The 20730-nt window shown below is 71.7% G+C and carries 15 protein-coding genes, 2 pseudogenes and 1 riboswitch; of the genes and pseudogenes, 5 read left to right on the top strand and 12 right to left on the bottom strand.

The genetic code is table 11. From position 1 onward, the window contains the following. Positions 1-130: 130 nt before the first annotated feature. From EAO75_RS16685 to EAO75_RS16675, 3 genes are all read right to left on the bottom strand, one after another. On the bottom strand, positions 131-1705 hold the full coding sequence (locus tag EAO75_RS16685) for an Ig-like domain-containing protein (RefSeq protein WP_222723960.1): 1575 nt from the start codon (positions 1703-1705) through the stop codon (positions 131-133). 50 nt (positions 1706-1755) lie between these two features. Beyond that, positions 1756-2754 (bottom strand): substrate-binding domain-containing protein, encoded by a 999-nt coding sequence (locus EAO75_RS16680; protein ID WP_222723959.1) that lies wholly within the window; start codon positions 2752-2754, stop codon positions 1756-1758. A gap of 102 nt (positions 2755-2856) precedes the next feature. Next, the gene (locus tag EAO75_RS16675) at positions 2857-5442 is read right to left on the bottom strand and encodes a hypothetical protein (protein ID WP_147995830.1); all 2586 of its coding nucleotides are present in this window, start codon (positions 5440-5442) and stop codon (positions 2857-2859) included. Positions 5443-5645: 203 nt separating this feature from the next. Between EAO75_RS16675 and EAO75_RS48250 the strand changes: the two are divergent. Beyond that, positions 5646-5945, top strand: a pseudogene (locus EAO75_RS48250) (TIM barrel protein); the annotation flags it as partial. Here EAO75_RS48250 and EAO75_RS16665 read toward each other — a convergent pair. From EAO75_RS16665 to EAO75_RS16635, 7 genes and pseudogenes are all read right to left on the bottom strand, one after another. Then, a pseudogene (locus tag EAO75_RS16665) lies at positions 5924-6652 on the bottom strand (sugar phosphate isomerase/epimerase family protein); the annotation flags it as partial. The pseudogenes EAO75_RS48250 and EAO75_RS16665 sit on opposite strands and share 22 nt — an antisense overlap. 33 nt (positions 6653-6685) lie before the next feature. Next, positions 6686-7837 (bottom strand): SCO3242 family prenyltransferase, encoded by a 1152-nt coding sequence (locus tag EAO75_RS16660; protein ID WP_187284466.1) that lies wholly within the window; start codon positions 7835-7837, stop codon positions 6686-6688. A gap of 145 nt (positions 7838-7982) precedes the next feature. Beyond that, positions 7983-9395 carry a phytoene desaturase family protein gene (locus EAO75_RS16655; protein ID WP_147996045.1) on the bottom strand — a complete coding sequence of 471 codons (1413 nt, stop codon included), beginning with the start codon at positions 9393-9395 and terminating at the stop codon, positions 7983-7985. 103 nt (positions 9396-9498) lie between these two features. Continuing rightward, positions 9499-10344 carry an inositol monophosphatase family protein gene (locus EAO75_RS16650; protein WP_147995829.1) on the bottom strand — a complete coding sequence of 282 codons (846 nt, stop codon included), beginning with the start codon at positions 10342-10344 and terminating at the stop codon, positions 9499-9501. Positions 10345-10462: 118 nt separating this feature from the next. Further along, positions 10463-12292, bottom strand: coding sequence for a gamma-glutamyltransferase family protein (locus EAO75_RS16645; protein ID WP_147995828.1), 1830 nt, complete (start codon positions 12290-12292; stop codon positions 10463-10465). A 186-nt stretch (positions 12293-12478) separates the two neighbouring features. Then, entirely contained in the window at positions 12479-13051 is a 573-nt protein-coding gene (locus EAO75_RS16640; protein ID WP_147995827.1) for a YceI family protein, read from the bottom strand. A 41-nt stretch (positions 13052-13092) separates the two neighbouring features. Continuing rightward, entirely contained in the window at positions 13093-13575 is a 483-nt protein-coding gene (locus tag EAO75_RS16635; RefSeq protein WP_147995826.1) for a hypothetical protein, read from the bottom strand. A 253-nt stretch (positions 13576-13828) separates the two neighbouring features. On the opposite strand from EAO75_RS16635, the gene EAO75_RS16630 reads away from it, so the two are divergent. Then, the gene (locus EAO75_RS16630; protein ID WP_147995825.1) at positions 13829-14827 is read left to right on the top strand and encodes an RNA polymerase subunit sigma-70; all 999 of its coding nucleotides are present in this window, start codon (positions 13829-13831) and stop codon (positions 14825-14827) included. Between the two features lie 30 nt (positions 14828-14857). Then, positions 14858-15313 (top strand): DUF6069 family protein, encoded by a 456-nt coding sequence (locus tag EAO75_RS16625; RefSeq protein ID WP_147995824.1) that lies wholly within the window; start codon positions 14858-14860, stop codon positions 15311-15313. 31 nt (positions 15314-15344) lie between these two features. On the opposite strand, the gene EAO75_RS16620 is transcribed toward EAO75_RS16625, so the two are convergent. Both EAO75_RS16620 and EAO75_RS16615 read right to left on the bottom strand, forming a co-directional pair. Continuing rightward, positions 15345-15755 (bottom strand): (2Fe-2S) ferredoxin domain-containing protein, encoded by a 411-nt coding sequence (locus EAO75_RS16620; RefSeq protein ID WP_187284485.1) that lies wholly within the window; start codon positions 15753-15755, stop codon positions 15345-15347. A gap of 59 nt (positions 15756-15814) precedes the next feature. Then, positions 15815-15993: riboswitch (cobalamin riboswitch) on the bottom strand. Positions 15994-16007: 14 nt separating this feature from the next. Further along, positions 16008-17447: a short-chain fatty acyl-CoA regulator family protein gene (locus EAO75_RS16615; RefSeq protein ID WP_147995823.1), complete on the bottom strand. Its 1440-nt coding sequence runs from the start codon at positions 17445-17447 to the stop codon at positions 16008-16010. A 307-nt stretch (positions 17448-17754) separates the two neighbouring features. Here EAO75_RS16615 and aceA point away from each other — a divergent pair, with 307 nt between their 5' ends. Together aceA and aceB are read left to right on the top strand one after the other, a co-directional pair. After that, entirely contained in the window at positions 17755-19038 is a 1284-nt protein-coding gene (aceA, locus tag EAO75_RS16610) for an isocitrate lyase (RefSeq protein ID WP_147995822.1), read from the top strand. A 97-nt stretch (positions 19039-19135) separates the two neighbouring features. Further along, positions 19136-20728, top strand: coding sequence for a malate synthase A (aceB, locus tag EAO75_RS16605; RefSeq protein ID WP_147995821.1), 1593 nt, complete (start codon positions 19136-19138; stop codon positions 20726-20728). Positions 20729-20730: the final 2 nt, after the last annotated feature.

Here is a 20730-nt window from a genome sequence, read left to right as displayed (position 1 = left end):
CCGTTCGGGCGCGGTACCGGTGCACGGGTCGATCGGGGGTTGGCCGGGACGGGCAGGAGGGCTGCCCGTCCCGGCCCGGGGCGGATCCGAGGGGGATGTTCAGGTCCGCCCCGTCAGCCATCCGCCCGGGTCAGATGGCCGTCAGGGTGAGAGTGGCGGTGTAGGTGCCGGCCACGGTCGAGGTCGGCACGTTCAGGGCCAGGTCGGCGCCGAGGTGGGCGGTGCCCAGACCGGTGCCGCCCGCGAGCGAGCGGGAGGACTTCAGGCCGGCCGAGCCCGCGTCGCCGGGTGCGACACCGGAGGCCGCGGCGACCGCCGCACCCGCGGTGACCGTCTGGGACGCGCCCTTGTCGATCACCTTCGGGTTCCAGCCCAGGTTCTGGCCGTTGATCTGGTGCGAGCCGCCGTCGGCGAAGTCCGTCACCTGGCCGCTGACGGTCCAGCCGGGGTTGCCGGCGCGGGTGTCGGTCAGCGTGACCGGGTTGATCGCGCCCGCGGTGGTGAGCAGGTCACCGTTGGCGTTCAGCTGCGGGGAGGGCAGCGTGACGTGCGGGTTGTCGACGCTGATGACCAGGGCGCCGGACTCGACGGTGGTGGTGATGTCCTGGGAGGCCGTCACGCCCTCGAAGGCGCCGATCACATACGGGACGTTGCCGGAGGACGAGCCGGTGTACGCACCGGAGTCCGCCGGGACGAACACGGCCGTGAACGAGTGATCGCCCTCGGCCAGGCTGCTGGTGCTGAAGGCCGCCTGACCGCCCGCGACCTGCACCGTGCCGAGCGTGGTCGTGGTGCCGCCCACGGTGTCCTGGAACTTCACGGAACCGGCCGCCGAGGCGGGCGACACCGACGCGGTCATGCCGACCGGGCTGAACTTGTCCGCAGTACCGGCCGGGGAGACGGCCAGCGCGGTGGTGGTCGGGGTCGCCGGGGCGGCCGCGACGGTCACCGCGACCGCGCTGGACGTGGAGCCGTTGTAGGCGGCGCTCGACGGGGTGAACACCGCGGTCAGCGAGTGGTTGCCGGCGCCGAGGCTGCTGGTGCTGAGCTGCGCCTGGCCTCCGGTGACCGCCACCGGGGCGCCGAGCGGGCCTCCGTTGTCGCGGAACTGGACCTCACCGGCCGCGCCCGCCGGGGCGACGGTCGCGGTCAGCGTCACCGGGCTGCCCGCGGTGACCGGGGAGGCCGGGGACACCGCGAGGGACGTGGTGGTGTCGGTCTTCACGGCCGGGTCGGTGTTCTGGTACGCCGTGTTGGACGTGAACCAGACCGAGGCCGGGAAGTCACCGAGGCTGGTGCCGTTGAACGCGGTCCGGCAGGTGAGGGTGAAGGTGTACTTGCCGGTCAGCGTGGTGAAGCCGGCCGTCTGGGCGTAGCTGCGCATGGTGTCGGTCAGCGGGACGATCAGCCCTCCGCCGCCCGTCGTGCCGTAGGAGCTGATCGGCGAGTTGCCGACCACGATCTGGCCGCCGGCCGGGAAGCCGGAGCCGGTCACCGAGGCGATGATGTTGGTGGCGTTCGCCGGGCAGGCACCCGAAGTGGTCAGCGCCATCGGGGAGGTGTCGGCGCCCGTCGCCGGGGTGACCTCGGCCGTGCCGATCTCGGCGGCCTGCGCGGCCGGAGCCACGGCGATACCGCCGGCCAGGACGGCGACCAGGCCCGCGACCGAGCCGGCCAGGGCCCGCAGATGAGTCTTCTTCAGCACTGTCGTGCTCTCCTTCTGGAGGAAGTTTTTCCGAAGATCCGGGAAGGGCGTCAGGGGGTCTGCTTGCTGGTGTCGCCGCAGTTCGGGTTCGTGGCGAAGCCATAGGTGTTGATCACCGAGGACTGCTGGCAGATCAGGGAGTTGCCGCCGACGAAGACGGTGCTCCAGGGCGCGGTGGCGACCTTGCTGGTCGGGATGACGTTGTAAACGTCGCGCTTCACACCGAAGTTGCTGTTCAGGACCGTCGGCGCGAGACCGTCGACGGTGCCGAGGATCGCGCGGCCGCGGAGGTCGGCGATGGTCTGCGAGGCCTGCGAGTTGTACTGCGCGATGGAGAACGGGACGATCGACTTGTCGTCGAGGACGCGGCCGTCGTGCTCCTGGACCGGGCTGCCGTTCTTGTTGTCCTTGATGCACGGGTAGACACCGGCGACCACGTCGGCGTCGGTGATGCCCATCTGGGACTCCCAGAAGCTGCGGGTGCCCGAGCCGGCCTGCGGCAGGTACACCGTCAGGCTGTAGTTGGGGCCGGCGCCCACGTAGTTGGGGTCGCAGTGGTAGATGGCCTTGAGATCGGCCAGCGTGAGCTTGCGCGGCACCGTGCTGGTGGGCGTGATCGAGTAGCTGACGGCGTCCACGGCGAACGGGACGTAGGTCAGACCGGGGTTCGCGGCGGCCAGGTTGAGGCTGGAGGACCGGGAGAAGTCCAGGCAGCCGTTGCCCGCCTGCAGCGAGTTCGTCAGGGCGGTGCGGCCGGCGCCGGAGCCGTTCGGGCGGCTGATGGTGCAACCGGGCGTGGCGGCCGGGTCCTTGGTGGTGATCTGCGCCGAACCGGTGGCGTCGTAGGAGCCGATGACCTTCTGCCCGTTGATGGTGACGGCCTGCGCGAGGCCGTTCATCACGTCCTGCGTGGTGTCGGAACCCACGCCGGAGAGCGGACGGAAGGTGGGCGGGCCGGACGGGTCGGCGGCGGCCTGGGTGGCGCTGAGGGTGCCGGTGACGAGTCCGGCGAGACCCACGGCGGCGACGGCGGCCATTCTCTTGTTCACGTGCTGTACCTCTCGATTAGGCTGACGCCCGGGCGGTGGTGCCCGGCGCGGTGATTCGGACAGTTCGTTGGCGCGGACCTGTCGGTGTGTCGGGTGCGGGCATCACCTCCCTTGGCCGGTGGATGACTTGTCCCTGGCCCGCCGATCGGCGACCACGGCGGCCAGTCGCGGCACGGCCCTCGGCAGGAGGGGGCCGCAGACGGCGGCGGCGAGACCGGTGACCAGGGCGATCAGCAGGGCGTAGCGCACGGCGCCGAGCGCCCAGTCCGGGGTACGCAGCAGCGGGCTGTCGGAGGCGGAGGCGGCGGCCGGTGCGGTGGACGGGGAGCCCGAGGGGGCGGCGCCACTCGCGGCGGCCGACGGGGAAGCCCCGGTGCCCCCGGCATCACCCGCACCGGCCTGTCCTGCGGACGCCCCGGCACCGCCGCTCAGGGCGGTACCGTCCGAGCCCCCGGCCAGGAGGCCGCCCGCGTCACCGGAGCCACCGGCTCCCGTGCCCGAGCCTCCCACCGAGCCCCCGCCGGCAGCCGAGCCCCCGGTCGTCGTACCCGGTGCCGGAGCACCGGCGCGGGCGGCGATGGCCTCGGCGGCGGCACGGGTACGGCCCCGCACATCGGCCGGCAGCGGGGCGTAGCCCTCGGGCAGCGTGCCCGCCGCCACACCGGGCCGCTGGCCGTCGCCCGCCGCGTACTTCAGCAGGGCCGCGTAGTCCTGGCCCTCCTGCGCGGTGAGCTTCTCCGGGACGGTGGCGGCATAGGTCATGAGGGTCAGCGGATAGGCGTCCCGGCTCCTGGTGGCCGGGTCGGCGATCACCACCCCGCTGACACCGCTCGCCTTCATGGCCGCCTGCCCGGCGAGCAGCCCCCGGGTGTCGGGGGAGACGAAACGGCCGGCGGCGTTCTGGAGTCTGGCCGTCACGAGCCCGTACCGCGCCGCGGTCGCCGTGTCGGTGAGGGCGAGGACGGCCCGCTTGCCGGCCGGCTGCGGCGGGTTCTTCTTGTAGCCGGGGGGAGTTGCGGTGTTGTCCCAGTTGGTGCGGGCCAGGGTGTCGCCGCGCGCCGCGGCGCGGGCGGCGGCATGCAGGTCGGTGGCGAACGGGTGCTTGTCCTGGATGCACAGCGGGTGGTCGGGATGGTCCTGGAACTGCTGGCAGAACGGGTCGCTCTTCGGGAACTCCTCCCGCGGCAGCTCCATGTCCTTGTAGTGCGGGTTGACCTTCATCCCGGAGAAGGCGGCATCCCCGTACCGCCCCGCGTTGTCGGCCGTGCCGCTCAGGAACTCACGGGCGGCCGGGTCCTGGCGCACCCAGTTCCACAGCTCCCACGTGGCGTCGGCCAGCGCCTCCGGCACGAGCGCGTCACCGAGGCTGCCGCCGAAGCTGAGGTCCTTGTAGCCGGGGTTGTACTTGAGGAACTCGGGGTCGGTGCCCAGGTTGAACGGGTTGGCCTCGGTGCTCGGCGCGAGACGTGAATTGCCGTCCTGGTACGACTCGGTGAGCAGCTTGGCGACGAGACGCGGGGTCAGGTCGAGCGAGGTGAGACGTGCTCCGTCACGCGCCTTGACGGCAGCGGGCGCGTTGAACGCGGCCTGGCTCTCGATGAAGAACCCGAGGGTCAGACCCGACAGGGCGACCGGCGCGTAGACGGGCCGCTGCCCGGCCGGGACCTGGTCGTCGGTGGCCGGACGGCCGAGGAAGACCATGCCGGGCGAGCCGGAGACCAGCTTGGCGCGGGCGGTGTCGTCGGTGACCTGGGCATACCCGTAGATCGTCTTGCCGCCGGACTGGCACAGGGCGGGCTGCCACCGGGTGACGACCTCGGCGACGATCTCGTTCCCGAGCGTGCCCCGCTCGTCGGCACCGATCGGACAGAACCGCCCCATCGGCTCGAAGCCGAGCGGCACGACCAGCCGGTGCTTCCAGTTGCTCGCGCTCAGCGGCGAGGACTCCAACAGCCCACTGGAGCGCGCGGTGTACGGGGTTGCGTCGACCTCGCTCTCCCCGCGCGGCACGACGACCAGCCAGCACTTGCGCCCGGCCGTGGCCCCGGAGGCCCCGGCGGGCACCTCGCCACAGCCGAGGCCGGGCGCCTCAAGACCGGTCTGCGCCTCGAAGTACACCTCGCCGGTGCCATCGGGGCCGGTCCGGGCGTAGGGCACCTCGTTGGAGGTGTTCACGTCGTAGAACTCGTTCCAGTTCCCCTTCGTGATCACATCCCCGGTCACGGACCGGAACGGCACGTAGGAGATGCCGGTCCCGGACGCCGGCGGCAGCTCCTGCGCCGGGTCCTTCAGCCCGCCGTAGCTGAGCTGCCGGGTGTTGGTGTAGGCACCCGCAGCCTGACTACCGGCGCCGGCGCCCAGCGCGGAGGACCCGCCGAACTGGCACTGCTCGGGATCGGGCCCACCGCGCTCGTCGCCCCAACACTGCATGATCTGCAGGTAGTTGGCGGCGTAGGTGGTGTCGGAGACGGTGGGGGCGCCGCCCTTCCAGGAGACCTTGACGACCTGGTTGACGAGGTTATGGGTCTGACTGACCGTCACCTTGAGGTCCGAGAAGGGCCCATCGCCGGAGACGGTGACATCGGACGACGAGTCGGCGGCCGAGGCGCTCTGGACGAGCACTCCGACGCCGATGACGGAGAGCAGGGCGAGGGCAACGGACAGGGAGGTGCAAAGGAACCTCCGCACAACGCCCTCAAGGGGCGCGGGGAACTGCGCGACCAGCCGCCACCGGGCGGCAGACGAACGACGACCCATCACAGCGAAGCGCCCCGCTTGAGTCGCCGGCTTATCAGCGGAGGCCCCACGGTGATCGCAAGCAACAGCACCCCGGCCAAGGCCATCAGCGCCGTCCGCGTACCCCCACTGATCCCCCGTGACGTACTGACGGGCTGAGCGAACGCATCCACCCCGGTCCCGCCGCCCGCAGGGCTCCCCGCTCCGATGACCTGCCCGGTATCCGGATCGACCGACGCACCCCCGGTCGCCGCAGGCGTCCCGGAGGCACCCCCGGTGGGATCGACCTCCTGCGCCGCGCCCTGCGCATCGCGGCCGACCTCGGCTCGCCCACCGTCCACCTGTGCAGCGGCCCCGCCCCGAAGGGGCTGGACGAGCAGGACGCCTGGAAGCGGCTCGCGGCGGGCATCGAGGCTGTGCTGGAGAGCGCCGAGAAGTACGGGGTGGCGCTGGCCTTCGAGCCGGCGCCGAATTCGAGGTGCTGGTGGACGCCGCGCCGCATGTCCTCGATCTGCACGTTACGCACGAGCGAGGCGGCCCGGCGCACACAGTCGAGCACGGGGCGCTCCTCCACGCAGTGCGCGTGACCGACGTCCAGAGTGATCCCGAACAGAGCGTGCCCGTCGACGAGTCGAGCGAGCTGCAGGCACCGCTCCACGGTGTCGACGAACATGTACGGCTCCGGCTCGAAGGCCAGCGCCACCCCGTACTTCTCGGCGCTCTCCAGCACAGCCTCGATGCCCGCCGCGAGCCGCTTCCAGGCGTCCTGCTCGTCCAGCCCCTTCGGGGCGGGGCCGCTGCACAGGTGGACGGTGGGCGAGCCGAGGTCGGCCGCGATGCGCAGGGCGCGGCGCAGGAGGTCGATCCTGCGCTCGGAGCCGTCCGACATCAGCGTGGGCAGGTGCTTGCCCCAGGGGTCGAGGAAGTAGGGGGCGCCGGTCTCCACCGTGATGTCCAGACCGTGCCGCCCGAGTTGCCGGGCGAGGGCGGTGACGCGGCGGGGCAGGTCCTCGGCGTACGGGTCGAGGTGGTTGTGGTCCAGGGTGAGCGCGACGCCGTCGTAGCCGAGGTCGGCGAGGACGGTGAGGACGTCGGTCAGCCGGTGGTGGGTGAAGCCGTTGGTGCCGTAGCCGAATCTGAGAGGCGTGGGGGGAGGTCTCATGGTGCCGCTTCCTCACACGGAGGTGGGTGGGTCTCAGGTGGGCGATATGCGCCGGGCCAGCCGTCGCGCGAGGGGGTGAACGAGGCCGAGCGCGGCGGCGACGACCGGGGCCCCGCCACGCGCGGTCAACGCAGCCTGAAGAGGCACCAGCCCAACGATCCCGGCCCCGACGGCCCGCCGCACGTTCGCCCCGGAGGGCTCTCGCACGGCCCGGGCTTGAGCGGTTCCGTACGTCCCCAGGTAGGTGAGAGCGGCGCCGACGGTGACAGCGAAACGAAGCCTTGCAGAGGAGGCGGCGCGAAGCCCTTCGGAGGAGGCGGCGCGAAGCGCTTCGGAGGAGGCGGCGCGGAGCCCTTCGGAGGAGGCGGCGCAGAGTTCCCTGAAGCGGGCGGCGACACCAACGCCCTCAAGGGGCGCGGGGAACTGCGCGACCAGCCCCGACGGCGCGGCAGACGACAGACGCCCCGTCACGGCACGCCCCGTCACGGCACGTCCGTGGTCGGCCCGGACAACCGGAACGGCCGCAGCAAACGCCGTCGCCACCGACACAGCCAGCGTCCGAACCGGAACCCGCACCGGCGCACCGCCGATCTCATGACGGCTGAGCGCCATCAACGTGCCGGTGTGGACACCGACCAGCGCGGCGGGCACTGCCGCATGTCGCAGCGCGGTACCGACAGAGCCGGCGCCGGGCCCCGGCACGACCGCCCCGGCCAGCACATCCAGCATCCGCGCCCCCGCCATGGCGAAGCCTCCCGCCGCGGTGGACTTCAGCTTCAGGTCATACGCCCAGACCAGCCCGGCCAACGGCAACGCGGCGCCGACGCTACGGCGTCCGCCCGCCACCGCCGCGAGTCCGATCCCCGCCGCCGTGAGCCCCCCGGCCACGGCCAGCGCGGTACGCCGCGGAACCCGCCCCGACGGCACCGGTCGTTCGGGCCGCTCGACGGAGTCAACCGCCGCGTCGGCGTAGTCGTTGAGGGCCATACCGGCCCAGTAGAGGCAGACGGAGGAACCGATCACTCCGAGGGTACGGGCGCCCAGCGGCCGTCCGGCGGCGGCCGCTCCCGCGATCACGTCACCGGGAACACTCAGCGCGGCCGGCGCCCTGACGAGCAGGGCGAGGTCGGCGAGGCGCACGGCAGACCGGGATCCGCAGCGGGCAACCGCTTTCCGATCTTTCATGGCGGCACCCTACTCGCGGCGGTTGAGCATCCAGCCACCTACCCCTCGGTAAGCGGAGTGACAAAGAAGACACAGGTTTTCCTTACCCTGCGGCCTCAACTACCGGTAAAAGTGGGTCGTTTGAGCAGCGGCCGTGCGGCAGGCTTCACGGCTCCTGGCGCAGCCGCCGCCACACCGCCTTGGCCGCGTTGTGCCCCGACATGCCGTGCACTCCCGGTCCGGGCGGGGTCGCCGACGAGCAGATGAAGACCGCAGGGTGCGGGGTGGTGTAGGGGAACAGCGACAGCTTGGGACGCAGCAGGAGTTGGAGTCCGGAGGCGGCGCCGGAGCCGATGTCCCCGCCGACGTAGTTGGCGTTGCGGACGGCGAGTTCGGGCGGGCCGGCCGTCGCCCGGGCGAGGACGCGGTCGCGGAAACCCGGGGCGAAGCGCTCCAGTTGGCGTTCGAGGGCGTCCGTGAGGTCTCCGGTCCAGCCGTTCGGGACATGGCCGTAGGCCCAGAAGACGTGCTTGCCCTCGGGTGCCCGGGAGGGGTCGACGACACTGGGCTGCACCGTGATCATGAACGGCTTGGCGGGCGCCCGGCCCTCCCGGGACACGGCGCGCAGTGCGGCGTCGATCTCCGCGCTGTTCCCGCCGATCTGCACGGTGCCGGCCCGGCGGGCGTCCGGCGCGGTCCACGGCACCGGGCCGTCCAGCGCGTAGTCGATCTTGAAGACGCCCGGGCCGTAGCGATAGCCCTCGTAGTAGTTGCCGAAGCCGGCGATGCGGGCCAGGGCGGTGGGTGAGGTGTCGAAGACGTAGGCGCGCGCGGGCGGCAGGTCGTCGAGCCGCTTGACCACGTAGTCGGTGTGGACGGTGCCGCCGAGGTCCTTGAGATACGCGGTGAGGGCGTCCGAGATGGACTGCGAGCCGCCACGGGCCAGGGGCCAGCCGCGGGCGTGGGCGGCGAGGGCGAAGACCAGGCCGATGGCGCCGGTGGCGAAGCCGCCCAGCGGGGCCATGATGTGCGCGACGAGGCCGGAGAACAGGGTCCTGGCCTGCTCGTCCCGGAAGCGCCGCATCAGCCAGGTGGACGGCGGCAGCCCGACCAGGCCGAACCGGGCGAGCGTGACCGGGTCGCGGGGCAGCGCGGTGAGGGGCAGGGACATGAAGTCCCGGGCCAGGGTGTCCCACTTGGCCAGGAACGGCTCGACCAGCCTGCGGTACGTCCCCGCGTCGCGCGGCCCGAACGAGGCGGCGGTCTCGGCGACGGACCGGGACAGCACGGCGGCGGTGCCGTCGGTGAAGGGGTGCGCCATCGGCAGGCCGGCGTGCAGCCACTCCAGGCCGTAGCGGTCGAGCGGCATGGCGCGGAACGCGGGTGAGTTGATGCCGAGGGGGTGTGCGGCGGCGCACGGGTCGTGCCGGAAGCCGGGGAGGGTCAGCTCCTCGGTGCGGGCTCCCCCGCCGACGGTGTCGCGTGCCTCGAACACGGCCACGGAGAAGCCGCGGCGGGCCAGCTCCACGGCAGCGGTCAGTCCGTTCGGCCCTGCACCCACCACGACGGCATCGAGCATCGACGGCACGTTCGGACTCCTTCGTCAGCCGATGGCCTTTGAAGGATCAGGATATGCCGGGCCACTGACACCATCAGTGAGGGAGCTGCACCTGGGTGTGCGATCACGCACCGTCGGCCAGCAGACCCACCACCCGCCGAGCCGTCGCCCCGTCCCGTGCCGTCGTGAACGGCAGCGCATTGCCGCCGGTGATACGAAACGGCTCGCCCGTGTGGGTCAGGTGCGTGCCGCCCGCCTCCTCGACCAGGAGGATGCCCGCGGCGTGATCCCAGGCGGCCTCCCAGCTGAACGCCGTCGCGTCCAACTCGCCCCGGGCGACGGCGAGATACTCAAGGCCCGCCGAACCGCAGGCGCGGGGCCGTACGCCCTCGCTCCACAGGCCGAGCAGCGCCTGCTTCTGCTCGTCGGTCGTGTAGTCGGGGTGGGATGTGGCCACGCGCAGGTCGGCGCCGGGCTCCGGCGCGCCCGAGCGCAGCCGTACGCCGTCGAGGTGGGCGCCCTGGCCCCGTATCGCCGTGGCCAGTTGGTCGCGGGCCGGGGCGTAGGTCCAGGAGGCGAGCAGGGTGCCTCGCTGGGCGAGCGCGACCAGGGTGCAGAAGCCGGTGTCGCCGTGCACGAACTGGCGGGTGCCGTCGACGGGGTCGACGATCCAGACCGGGGCGTCGCCGCGAATCGCGTCGTACGACGCCGGGTCTGCGTGCACCGCCTCCTCGCCGACCACGACCGAGCCGGGCAGGAGCGCGCGGAGCGCCTCGGTGAGGTACTGCTCGGCGAGCCGGTCGGCGTCGGTCACCAGGTCGTGCGGTCCGCTCTTCTGGTCGACCTCGTGCTCGGCGAGCTGCTGAAAGCGCGGCATGATCTCGGCCGCGGCCGCCTTGCGGACCGCTTCCTCCACGTCGGCCGAGTGCCGTGCGAGAAACTCTTCGATGGTTTCGTTGTATTCGATCACGCGTCAATAAGAACACGCCCCACTGACAAACCCCGCCCGCCGGGTAGCCGCCGGATGGCATCGGCGTGAACATGAGGGGCGCGTATCGGCAGGTCAGGAGCCTGTCGTCAGAGAATCGTCAGCGGCCGACCGCGTATCCCTGCATCCCGCGCGGGTTCGCCGCGGCCGACAGGACGCCCGTCTGCGGGTCCCTCGCCACCGCGCACAGCCGGCCCTCCGACCAGGCGTCACCGACGGTCACGTCGTGACCACGCCGCCGCAGCTCCTCGACCACCGCGGCGTCCATGCGGGACTCCACGGTCACGCTCCCCGGCCGCATCCCGCGCGGATAGAAGGAGCCGGGGAAGCTGTCGTTGTGCCAGTTCGGGGCGTCGATCGCGCCCTGGAGGTCGAGTCCGCCGCGGACCGGGCCGCGCAGGGCGACCGCGAGGAGGAAGTGCAGCTGCCACTGGTCCTGCTGGTCCCCGCCGGGCGTGCCGAAGGCCAGGACGGGCACGCCGTCGCGCAGGGCGATGGAGGGCGTCAGGGTGGTGCGGGGCCGTCGGCCCGGCGTCAGGGAGTTCGGCAGGCCCTCCTCCAGCCAGCTCATCTGAAGCCGGGTGCCGAGCGGGAAGCCCAGCTCGGGCACGACGGGGTTGGACTGGAGCCAGCCGCCGCTGGGGGTGGCCGCGATCATGTTGCCCCAGCGGTCGACGATGTCGAGGTGGCAGGTGTCGCCCCGGGTCCCGCCGTCGGCGGCGACATCCGGCTCGCCGGGCACCGGGGACGTCGGGCGCTTCGCGACGGTCGGCTCTCCGGCGCCCAGCGCGTCGGAGCCGGGCCTGGCGGTGGCCGCCACGCGCGCGTGGGCGCACAGTCGCGGGGTGCGCCCGCCGGGGCTGCCGGGCCGCAGCTCGTGCGAGGCCTTCTCGCCGACCAGCTCCCGCCGGGCGGCGTTGTACTCGTCCGACAGCAGGTCGGCCAGCGGCACGTCGGCCGCGTCGCCGTACCAGGCCTCCCGGTCGGCCATCGCCAGCTTGCAGCCCTCGATCAGCAGATGGACGTACTCGGCGGACCCGTACCGGGGCAGCTCGGGCGGGAGCAGCGCGAGCTGCTGGAGGTGGACGGGGCCCTGGCTCCAGGGGCCCGCCTTGCACACGGTCCAGCCGTTCCAGTCGTACGTCGCCGGCGCCTCGTAGGTCGCGGACCAGCCGGCGAGGTCGGCGGCCGTGAGCGTGCCGGAGTGCCGCTCGCCGCTGGTGTCCATGGTGGGCCGCTGAGCCTGCCGTACGAGGGCCTCGGCTATGAAGCCGGACCGCCACACCTCCCGCGCGGCCTCGATCTGCGCGACCCGGTCCCCGGCGCCCGAGACCTCGTCGAGCAGTCGCCTCCAGGTGGCGGCCAGGGCGGGATTGCGGAACAGCTCACCGGGGCGGGGCGCCCTGCCGCCCGGCAGATACACCTCGGCCGACGAGGTCCACTCCGTCTCGAACAGTTCCCACACGGTCTCGACGGTCTCGCCGACACGTTCCACGGGCGCGTGCCCGTGCTCGGCGTACCCGATGGCGTATTCGAGCACCTCGGCGAGCGTCCGGGTCCCGTGGTCCCGCAGCAGCAGCATCCAGGCGTCGAAGGCGCCGGGCACGGCGGCGGCGAGCGGTCCCGTCCCGGGCACGAGGTCCAGCCCGAGCCCCCGGTAGTGCGCGACGCTCGCCCCGCCCGGGGCCACGCCCTGCCCGCACAGCACCCGCACCTCGCCGCCCGCCGGGGCGATGAGGATCGGCACCTCGCCGGCCGGGCCGTTGAGATGCGGCTCGACCACATGCAGCACGAACGCGCCCGCCACGGCGGCGTCGTACGCGTTGCCGCCACGCTCCAGCACGGCCATCGCGGACTGCGAGGCGAGCCAGTGGGTGGACGACACCATGCCGAAGGTGCCGCTCAGGGTCGGGCGAGTCGTGAATTGCATATCTGACCTCGGTGTTCGTGTAAGGGCGGATGATGCCGTACCCGTAGTCCTCATCCAGTGTCGTCGTGACGTCACGACGACATGATCGAGGAATGTGGCCGATTTGATCAGCTGGTTGATGACCTGACCACCGCTGCCAGGGAGACAGAGGCCCTACGGAGGCCAATGACCGCCGGTGAACCGTGCTCAGGCGGCCGGTTCGCCTGCCTCAAGGACGGCCTCGATGTCCACCACGACATCGACCATGGAGCTGACGACGACTCCGCCCCGGTCGACCAGGTCGTTCCAACTCACCCCGAAGTCATGGCGATTGATGCGGGTGGTGGCCGTGAACCCGGCGCGCCTCCTGGGGCCCCGGTCTCGACCGTCCTCCCACCAGGGGGTATCCCATTGTCCCAAGTAGGTGACGTCGAAGACCACGGGACGCGTGACGCCCCGCACGGTGAGATCTCCCGTGACCTCGAACTCGGTTGCGCTGAGCTGGTGCACGGACGACCCGACGAATGTCCACGTCGGGTGGTGCTCGACGTCGAAGAAGTCGGCACTGCGCAGATGGGCGTCACGATCGGGCTGACCGGTGTACACCTGGGTCGCGTCGATGGTTGCGTTCACGCGGGCCTTCTCCGGCTCGTCGGGATCGACGTGCAGCCGGCCGTGCACGTTCTTGAGCTGCCCGCGCACGTAGGTGACCATCATGTGCCTGGCGCGGAACTCCGCGCCGGTGTGGCCGGGCTCGAAGAACCATCTCGTCCAAGCCATCTCGGCTCCCCTGGTGTCATTCCCCTGGGGCGGTGGCCTGATCAGCGTCGCGGCATGCGGCGCCAAGGGCAGAGGGCGGTGGTCGCGGGTCCCCGGTGTCCGGTCAGGCCCTCGGCGATGAGGGAGATGCCGATGCCCAGCATCCATACGTCCTTGGCCAGCACGGTTCCCTGCTCGGTGGGGCGCAGACTGCCTTCCTGACGCATGCCCGGCGTCCGCAGGTACAGCCCGAGAGTGGCGCACGAGAATGCGGTGAGCGCAGCCCCGGCGACGGCGGCAGGGACGACCGGCAGGAGCAGCGCGGCGCCAAGGGCGATCTCCTCGGTGGAGAGCCGCCGGGTGAACGTCTGGGCGTCGAGTTTGCCCAGCCAGGGGTAGGTGGCGCCGGCGAACTGCTGGAGTCGCTCAGCGGTGGCCTGGTCCGCGTCGCGTTTCGACAGTCCGGAGTTGAGGAAGAACGCGCCGACGGTGAGCCTGAGTGGCAGTTGCCGCGCTGCGGAACGCCATGCCGAACCGGATGCCACGCCGAGCCTCCCAACCCTCACCCCCGCCTACCACCATGCCACCGGTCCGAACCATGTCAAACGGGGAGTGGTCGCTGTCTGTGACGTGTATCCGGGCAGGTGGCACTTGGGGAATGGGGCCGACAACAACGCCGGCGTCCGAATCACCGGATCCGTCACCGGATCAGCCATGCCGACCGACCGAAGTGATGAGTTGTCGCGCCCGCACGCGTCACACCTACGACGGGACACGACGAGACGGAAGGATGACGTGATGAGTGCGGACACGCGGCTGGAGGAGCTGGGCGTGAGCGGTCTGGGCGAGGTGGACGAGCCGGCGTTCTCGGGGCTGGCGGAGCGGCACCGGCGGGAGCTGCACGTGCACTGCTACCGGATGCTCGGGTCGTTCGAGGACGCCGAGGACACCGTGCAGGAGACGTTCCTGCGTGCCTGGCGGCGGCGGGAGACGTTCGAGGGGCGGTCGACGTTCCGGGCCTGGCTGTACCGGATCGCCACCAACGCCTGCCTGGACCTGCTGGCCAAGCGCCGCCCGGAGCCCGCGACCGGCGGCGAGGTGCTGTGGCTGCAGCCCTACCCGGACCGGCTGCTCGACGAGCTGCCCGCGGGCGAGGCCGACGAGCCGGAGACCGTCGCCGTCGCGCGGGAGACGATCGAGCTGGCGTACCTGGTCGCAGTCCAGCACCTCGCGCCGCGCCCGCGGGCCGTGCTGATCCTGCGGGACGTGCTCGGCTGGCCGGCGAAGGACGTCGCGGAGGCCCTCGGGGACTCCGTCAACTCCGTGAACAGCGCGTTGCAGCGGGCCCGCGCCGGCATGCGGGAGCACCTGCCCGCCGAGCGGCAGGACTGGACCGGCGGCGAGGAGGGCACCGGGACGCGCGAGCTGGTGCGCCGCTATACCGAGGCCAGCCTGGCCACGGATGTCAGCGAGCTCGCAGCGATGCTGCGGGACGACGTCCGCTGCTCGATGCCGCCCACGCCGGGCCTGTACATCGGCCGCGACGCGGTGGTGAAGGACTGGGTCGAGAGCGGCTTCGAGGGCATGAAGGGCCTGCACGCCGTCCCCACCACCGTGAACCGGCAGCCCGCCGTCGCCTTCTACCTCTGGCAGCAGCGGGAGGGCGCGTACCTGCCGCTGACGATCGACGTCCTGCGTGTCACCGGCGGCGCGATCACCGAGATCATCACGTTCCACGACGACCAGTTCCCGCGGCTCGGGCTGCCGGAGCGCCTGCCGGCGGACGGCACGGAGTAGTCCCGGTGCGGACGCTCATGGAGGAACGACATGAACAGCATGGATGACAACGGGCTCGTCGCAGGCCCGGCATCGGGCCGGACCGGCCACACCCGCCGACTCCGCAGGCTCGCCGGCACCGGCTCCATGGCCACGCTCGCAGCGATCGTGGCCACCACCCTCGCCGCTGCGTCTGCCCAGGCCGTCGGTGTCGACTTCGAGGTCCCCGATGGTGGCGAGGCGATCCCGTTGTCCGGGTTCGCCGTGGTGACCGGCTTCTTCTCGGTCGTGGGCATGGTCATAGCCGCCGCTCTTCTACGGTGGAGCGCTCGCCCCGCCGAGCGATTCGTGTGGACGGCAGTGTCACTGACCGCGATCTCGTTGGTCCCGCCCCTCCTGTCCGGGGCAGACACCGCCACCACCACCGCCCTCATCGGGCTCCACCTCGTCCCTGCGACGGTGATGATTCCCACCCTGGCGCGGAGCCTGCGCACCCGGACCGATTGACGATCCCGCACCCGGACAACGCATTCGGGCTTCAGCCATCCAGCCCCGGCCGCTTCGGCGCGCTCAGCCTGGGCGGCGTGAAGGTGTAGAGGTCGAGCACGTCGGGACAGGGTGCGACGCCGGGCCCGCCGGCCCGTACCCAGTCGATGATGTCCTCGGTCGCGTCGGGGTCGTTGACGAGGCCGAGCCAGACCGGGCGGGCACCGGCCCTACGGGCTGCGGCGCTGGGCTGAACGACGATCACGTTGGCGTGTTCGCACACGTCGAGGCAGTCGGAGATGCGCACGGGCACCTGCTCGGCGAGGCGCGCGGTCTGCTGCGCGTGATCGACACCGGTCACCTTGGGGCTGCCGCAGCAGCAGTCCCGGCACACGACTACGCGACAGGGTGCCGGTTCGGCGGACGGGCGCGCGGCGGGCCCCTCGGGCCGTTGGTGGGACATCATGCCTCGGTTGGTCGGGGCTCGTACGCGGAGCCGGCCTACGGACGTCCTCCCCGCCGGGGCGGCGCGGAGGTGCCAGCAGGTCTTCGGACTCGGGTTCGTCCGGTCGGGGCGCCTTCCCGGTCTCCCAGTGGCGTTCTGTGCCCCGCCCGTCCCCCTCACCGCTGCGCGTCAGTTCCGGATTCGCACCGGATTCCCTGGCCTCGGATGTGGCTCGACTGGCCCGAGGAGGCTATCAACTCCGTACGGCTGTCAGGTCGTGCGCCCGGTCACGGGGTACGGCACGAACGTGCTGGTGTTCTGGTCGATGCGCAGGGTCCGCCCGAGGGGCGGTGCGGCCCGCTGGGGGCAGTCGAGCCGTTCGCAGACCCGGCAGCCCATGCCGATCGGGGTGGCGGCGGAGGGGCTGGTGAGGTCGAGGCCGTCGGAGTAGACGAGGCGGTGGGCGTGGCGGATCTCGCAGCCCAGCCCGATGGCGAAGGTCTTTCCGGGCTCGCCCCAGCCGCCGCGGTGCCGGGTGACCGCGCGGGCCGTCCACAAGTACCGCTGCCCGTCCGGCATTTCGGCGATCTGCACATGGATCCTGCCGGGCGCGGCGAACGCCTCGTAGACGTTCCACAGCGGGCAGGTGCCGCCGGCCCGGGAGAAGTGGAACCCGGTCGCGGACTGCCGCTTGGACATGTTGCCGGCGCGGTCGACCCGCACGAAGGAGAAGGGCACTCCGCGCAGGCGGGGCCGTTGGAGAGTGCTGAGGCGGTGGCAGACGGTCTCGTAGCCGAGGCCGTAGCGGTCGGTGAGCCGCTCGATGTCGTAGCGGACCTCTTCGGCCGCCGCGTGGAAGGCGGTGTACGGCAGCACCAGCGCGGCGGCGAAGTAGTTGGCGACGCCGATGCGGGCCAGGGTGTGGGCGGGCGAGTCGGCGGGGAAGTCCTCGGCGGCCTGCCGGTCCAGTTCGTCCGCGTACTCCAGCAGGGCGAGTTGCGTCGCCATGCGGAAGGCGCGCTGGCCGGGGCGCAGGCGGGTCGACAGGTGGAGGGTGCGGGTCGGCTCGTCGTAGTGGTGCAGGTGGTCGCCGGAGCCGGTGGACAGGTGCTCCTCGGATCCGGTGGACAGGCGGATGCCGTGGGCGTCGGCGAGGCGTGCGGTCAGGGCCCGCAGGACCTCGCCGGGCCGGATGCCGATCTCCTCGGCCAGCTGCTCGGCGGCGAGGTCGGTGTCGTGGAGGTAGTTCTGGCGGCGGTAGAAGAAGTCGCGGATCTCCTCGTGCGGGGAGCGGGGCGAGGGGGGCATCTCGTCGGCCGTGTCACGGCCGTCCGCCGCTCCCGCCAGCCGCTCGGACAGGAGTTGGTTGCGACGGCCCAGGTCGAGCAGGACCTGGGCGACCGCGGGCATCCGTGCGGCCAGTTCGCCCAGGTCGGTCGCCGAGACCCGGGCGGCGGCGATCTCGCCGGTCAGCGCCTCACGTAGATCGGCCACGAGCCGGGCGGTGTCGCGCTCGGAGAAGAAGCCCGGGTCCACGCCGAAGGTCTCGGTGAGCCGGAGCAGGACGGGCACGGTGAGCGGGCGGGAGTCGTGCTCCATCTGGTTCAGGTAACTCGGGGAGATACCCAGGACGCGGGCGAGTTCCGCCTGGCTCATCCGGCGTTCGTCGCGCAGCCGCCGCAGCCGCGCGCCCGCGTAGGTCTTGCTCACCTGGGCTCCTGTCGGATCCGGGACGGGACCCGGTCAGCGTATGCGAACCGGCGTCGTTCGCACCCTTCGCAAGCTTGGCAATCGGCGACGAAAAGATTCGCAGAACTTGGCAGACAGCCCTCCTTGTTGGCACTCAGTGCCAGTGTCAGAGTTTCTCTGCAGCCCGCCGGAAAGGCGACATTGCTCAGATTCGCCCTGCGGATCGCGGGCCGCATTTCCTTCAACGACACGCAGTGCCATTGCTTGCTGTGAGCGGCACAGGCTTGGCAGACGCAACAGACCCCCTACCGAGGAGACGGTGACAGTCATGGCAGAGGCGAGCACGCAGGCGGCCGGGGAACTCGCGCGGCGCTGGGCCACCGACCCGAGGTGGCAGGGCATCGAGCGCACCTACACCGCCGAGGACGTCGTACGGCTCTCCGGCAGTGTCCGCGAGGAGCACACCCTGGCCCGGCGCGGCGCCGAGCGGCTGTGGCGCCAACTGCACGAGCGGGACTACGTCCATGCACTCGGCGCGCTCACCGGCGGCCAGGCCGTGCAGCAGGTCAAGGCAGGGCTCCAGGCCATCTACCTGTCCGGCTGGCAGGTCGCCGCCGACGCCAACCAGGCCGGGCACACCTACCCCGACCAGAGCCTGTACCCGGCCAACTCCGTTCCCCAGGTGGTCCGTCGGATCAACAACGCGCTGCTGCGCGCCGACCAGATCGCCACCGCGGAGGGTGGCGAGGACCGCACCGACTGGCTCGCGCCGATCGTCGCCGACGCGGAGGCCGGGTTCGGCGGCCCGCTGAACGCCTTCGAGCTGACCAAGGCGATGATCGCGGCGGGCGCGGCCGGCATCCACTACGAGGACCAGCTCGCCTCCGAGAAGAAGTGCGGCCACCTCGGCGGCAAGGTCCTGGTGCCGACCTCGCAGCACATCCGCACCCTCAACGCGGCCCGCCTCGCGGCCGACATCGCCGACGTGCCGACCGTCGTCATCGCCCGCACCGACGCCCTCGCCGCCAACCTCCTCACCACGGACGTCGACGAGCGTGACGCCGAGTTCGTCACGGGCGAGCGCACGGCGGAGGGCTTCTACCGGGTCCGCAACGGCATGGCGCCGGTCATCGCACGCGGGCTCGCCTACGCCCCGTACGCCGACCTGATCTGGGTGGAGACCGGTACGCCCGATCTCGCGCAGGCGCGGGAGTTCGCGGAGGCGATCCACGCCCGGTACCCGGATCAGATGCTCGCCTACAACTGCTCGCCGTCCTTCAACTGGAAGGCCGCGCTGGACGACGACCAGATCGCCAAGTTCCAGCGGGAGTTGGGGGCGATGGGCTATCGGTTCCAGTTCATCACGCTGGCCGGGTTCCACTCGCTGAACCACGGGATGTTCGACCTTGCGCGGGGTTATGCCGAGCACGGCATGACCGCCTACGTCGACCTTCAGGAGCGGGAGTTCGCTGCCCAGCAGTACGGCTTCACCGCCGTCAAGCACCAGCGTGAGGTCGGGACGGGGTACTTCGACCTGGTGTCGACCGCCGTCAATCCCGCGTCTTCCACGACCGCGCTTGCCGGTTCCACGGAGGAAGAGCAGTTCCACTAGGTCCGGTTTGTTGTCTGCGGGTGCGTGGGGGCTGGTCGACACAGCCCCCGCGCCCCTGGAGGGCGACGCCCTGAACGCTTCCTGTCAGGAGAACCCGATGTTCACCGCTGCACTTACCCACCATGTCCGCGTTCTCGGCGCCCCGGGCCACCGGCACGACGAGATCCTCACCCCCTCCGCCCTGGACTTCCTCGGCCACCTTGCCGCGGCTTTCGGCTCGCGCCACCAGGACCTGATGAAGGAGCGTCGGCGACATGCCCTGCGGCTCGCCAGCGGCTCCCCGCTCGACTTCCCCATGGTCACCTCCGCCGTCCGCGCCGACCCGACCTGGCGTGTCGCGCCGCCCGCCCCCGGACTGACCGACCGGCGCGTGGAGATCACCGGGCCGCCCGACCGGCGTATGGCCGTCAACGCGCTCAACTCCGGTGCCCAGGTGTGGATGGCCGACTTCGAGGACGCCACCTCCCCGACCTGGGACAACGTCATCGGCGGGCAGATCGACCTGCTCGACGCCATCGAGCGCCGTATCGACTTCACCACGCCCGAGGGCAAGGAGTACCGCCTCGGCGACCGGCTCGCCACCATCGTCGTACGGCCCCGCGGCTGGCATCTCGACGAGGAGCACCTGGAATACGACGGCCGGCCCGTGCCCGCCGCCCTCGTCGACTTCGGCCTGTACTTCTTCCACTGCGCCCAGCGCCAGATCGACGCGGGCCAGGGCCCGTACTTCTATCTCCCGAAGCTGGAGAACCGGTACGAGGCCCGCCTCTGGAACGACGTCTTCGTCCTCGCCCAGGACCTGCTCGGAATCCCCCGCGGCACGATCCGCGCCACCGTGCTCATCGAGACGATCACCGCCGCGTTCGAGATGGAGGAGATCCTCTACGAGCTGCGCGAGCACAGCTCCGGCCTCAACGCGGGCCGCTGGGACTACCTGTTCAGCCTGATCAAGACCTTCGGCCACCGGACGGACTTCCTGCTGCCGGACCGGGCGCAGGTGACGATGACGGCCCCGTTCATGCGCGCCTACACCGAACTCCTCGTACGCACCTGCCACCGGCGCGGTGCCCACGCCATCGGCGGTATGGCCGCCCAGGTGCCCGGCAAGGACCCGGCCGCGAAGGACGCCGCGCCGGCCAAGGTCCGGCTGGACAAGGAGCGGGAGGCGGAGGACGGGTTCGACGGGTCATGGGTGGCCCATCCCGGACTCGTGCCGGTGTGCCGTGAGGTGTTCGACGGTGTCCTCGGCGAACGGCCGCACCAGATCGACCGTACGCGCGACGACGTGGAGGTCACCGCCGGCGACCTGCTGTCGGTGCGCCGGATCAGCGGCCCGCCGACCTCCGAGGGGGTGCGCACCAACATCGCTGTCGCCCTCAGGTACTTCGCGGCCTGGCTGCGCGGTCAGGGTGCGGTGGCGCTGGACGGCCTGATGGAGGACGCGGCCACCGCGGAGATCGCCCGGGTGCAGATCTGGCAGTGGCTGCGGCACCGGGTGATCGACCGGGAGACGGTGCTGGCGCTGCTCGACGACGAGGTCGTGGCGCTGGGCGCCGAGTACCCGTGGGCGCCGGTCGAGGAGATCCGCGCGCTGTTCGAACGGACGGCGCTGGCGGGCGAGTTGCCGCTGTTCTTCACCCCGGACGCCTACTCCCGTCATCTCGTGCGCCGGACGGAGGCGGGGGCATGAGC

The sequence above is a fragment of the Streptomyces sp. UW30 genome, assembly GCF_008042075.1.
Classification (GTDB): domain Bacteria; phylum Actinomycetota; class Actinomycetes; order Streptomycetales; family Streptomycetaceae; genus Streptomyces.
The sequence above is the reverse complement of the archived record's forward strand: the minus strand, read 5'-3'. Positions and strand labels throughout refer to the sequence as shown.

What these genes read in the sequence shown, in the direction of transcription:
- EAO75_RS16640 (WP_147995827.1), bottom strand. Translation starts at nt 13,051, where the DNA reads ATGGCTTGGACGAGATGGTTCTTCGAGCCCGGCCACACCGGCGCGGAG.
- EAO75_RS16630 (WP_147995825.1), top strand. Translation starts at nt 13,829, where the DNA reads ATGAGTGCGGACACGCGGCTGGAGGAGCTGGGCGTGAGCGGTCTGGGC.
- EAO75_RS16625 (WP_147995824.1), top strand. Translation starts at nt 14,858, where the DNA reads ATGAACAGCATGGATGACAACGGGCTCGTCGCAGGCCCGGCATCGGGC.
- EAO75_RS16660 (WP_187284466.1), bottom strand. Translation starts at nt 7,837, where the DNA reads ATGAAAGATCGGAAAGCGGTTGCCCGCTGCGGATCCCGGTCTGCCGTG.
- aceA (WP_147995822.1), top strand. Translation starts at nt 17,755, where the DNA reads ATGGCAGAGGCGAGCACGCAGGCGGCCGGGGAACTCGCGCGGCGCTGG.
- EAO75_RS16645 (WP_147995828.1), bottom strand. Translation starts at nt 12,292, where the DNA reads ATGCAATTCACGACTCGCCCGACCCTGAGCGGCACCTTCGGCATGGTG.
- EAO75_RS16620 (WP_187284485.1), bottom strand. Translation starts at nt 15,755, where the DNA reads ATGTCCCACCAACGGCCCGAGGGGCCCGCCGCGCGCCCGTCCGCCGAA.
- aceB (WP_147995821.1), top strand. Translation starts at nt 19,136, where the DNA reads ATGTTCACCGCTGCACTTACCCACCATGTCCGCGTTCTCGGCGCCCCG.
- EAO75_RS16655 (WP_147996045.1), bottom strand. Translation starts at nt 9,395, where the DNA reads ATGCTCGATGCCGTCGTGGTGGGTGCAGGGCCGAACGGACTGACCGCT.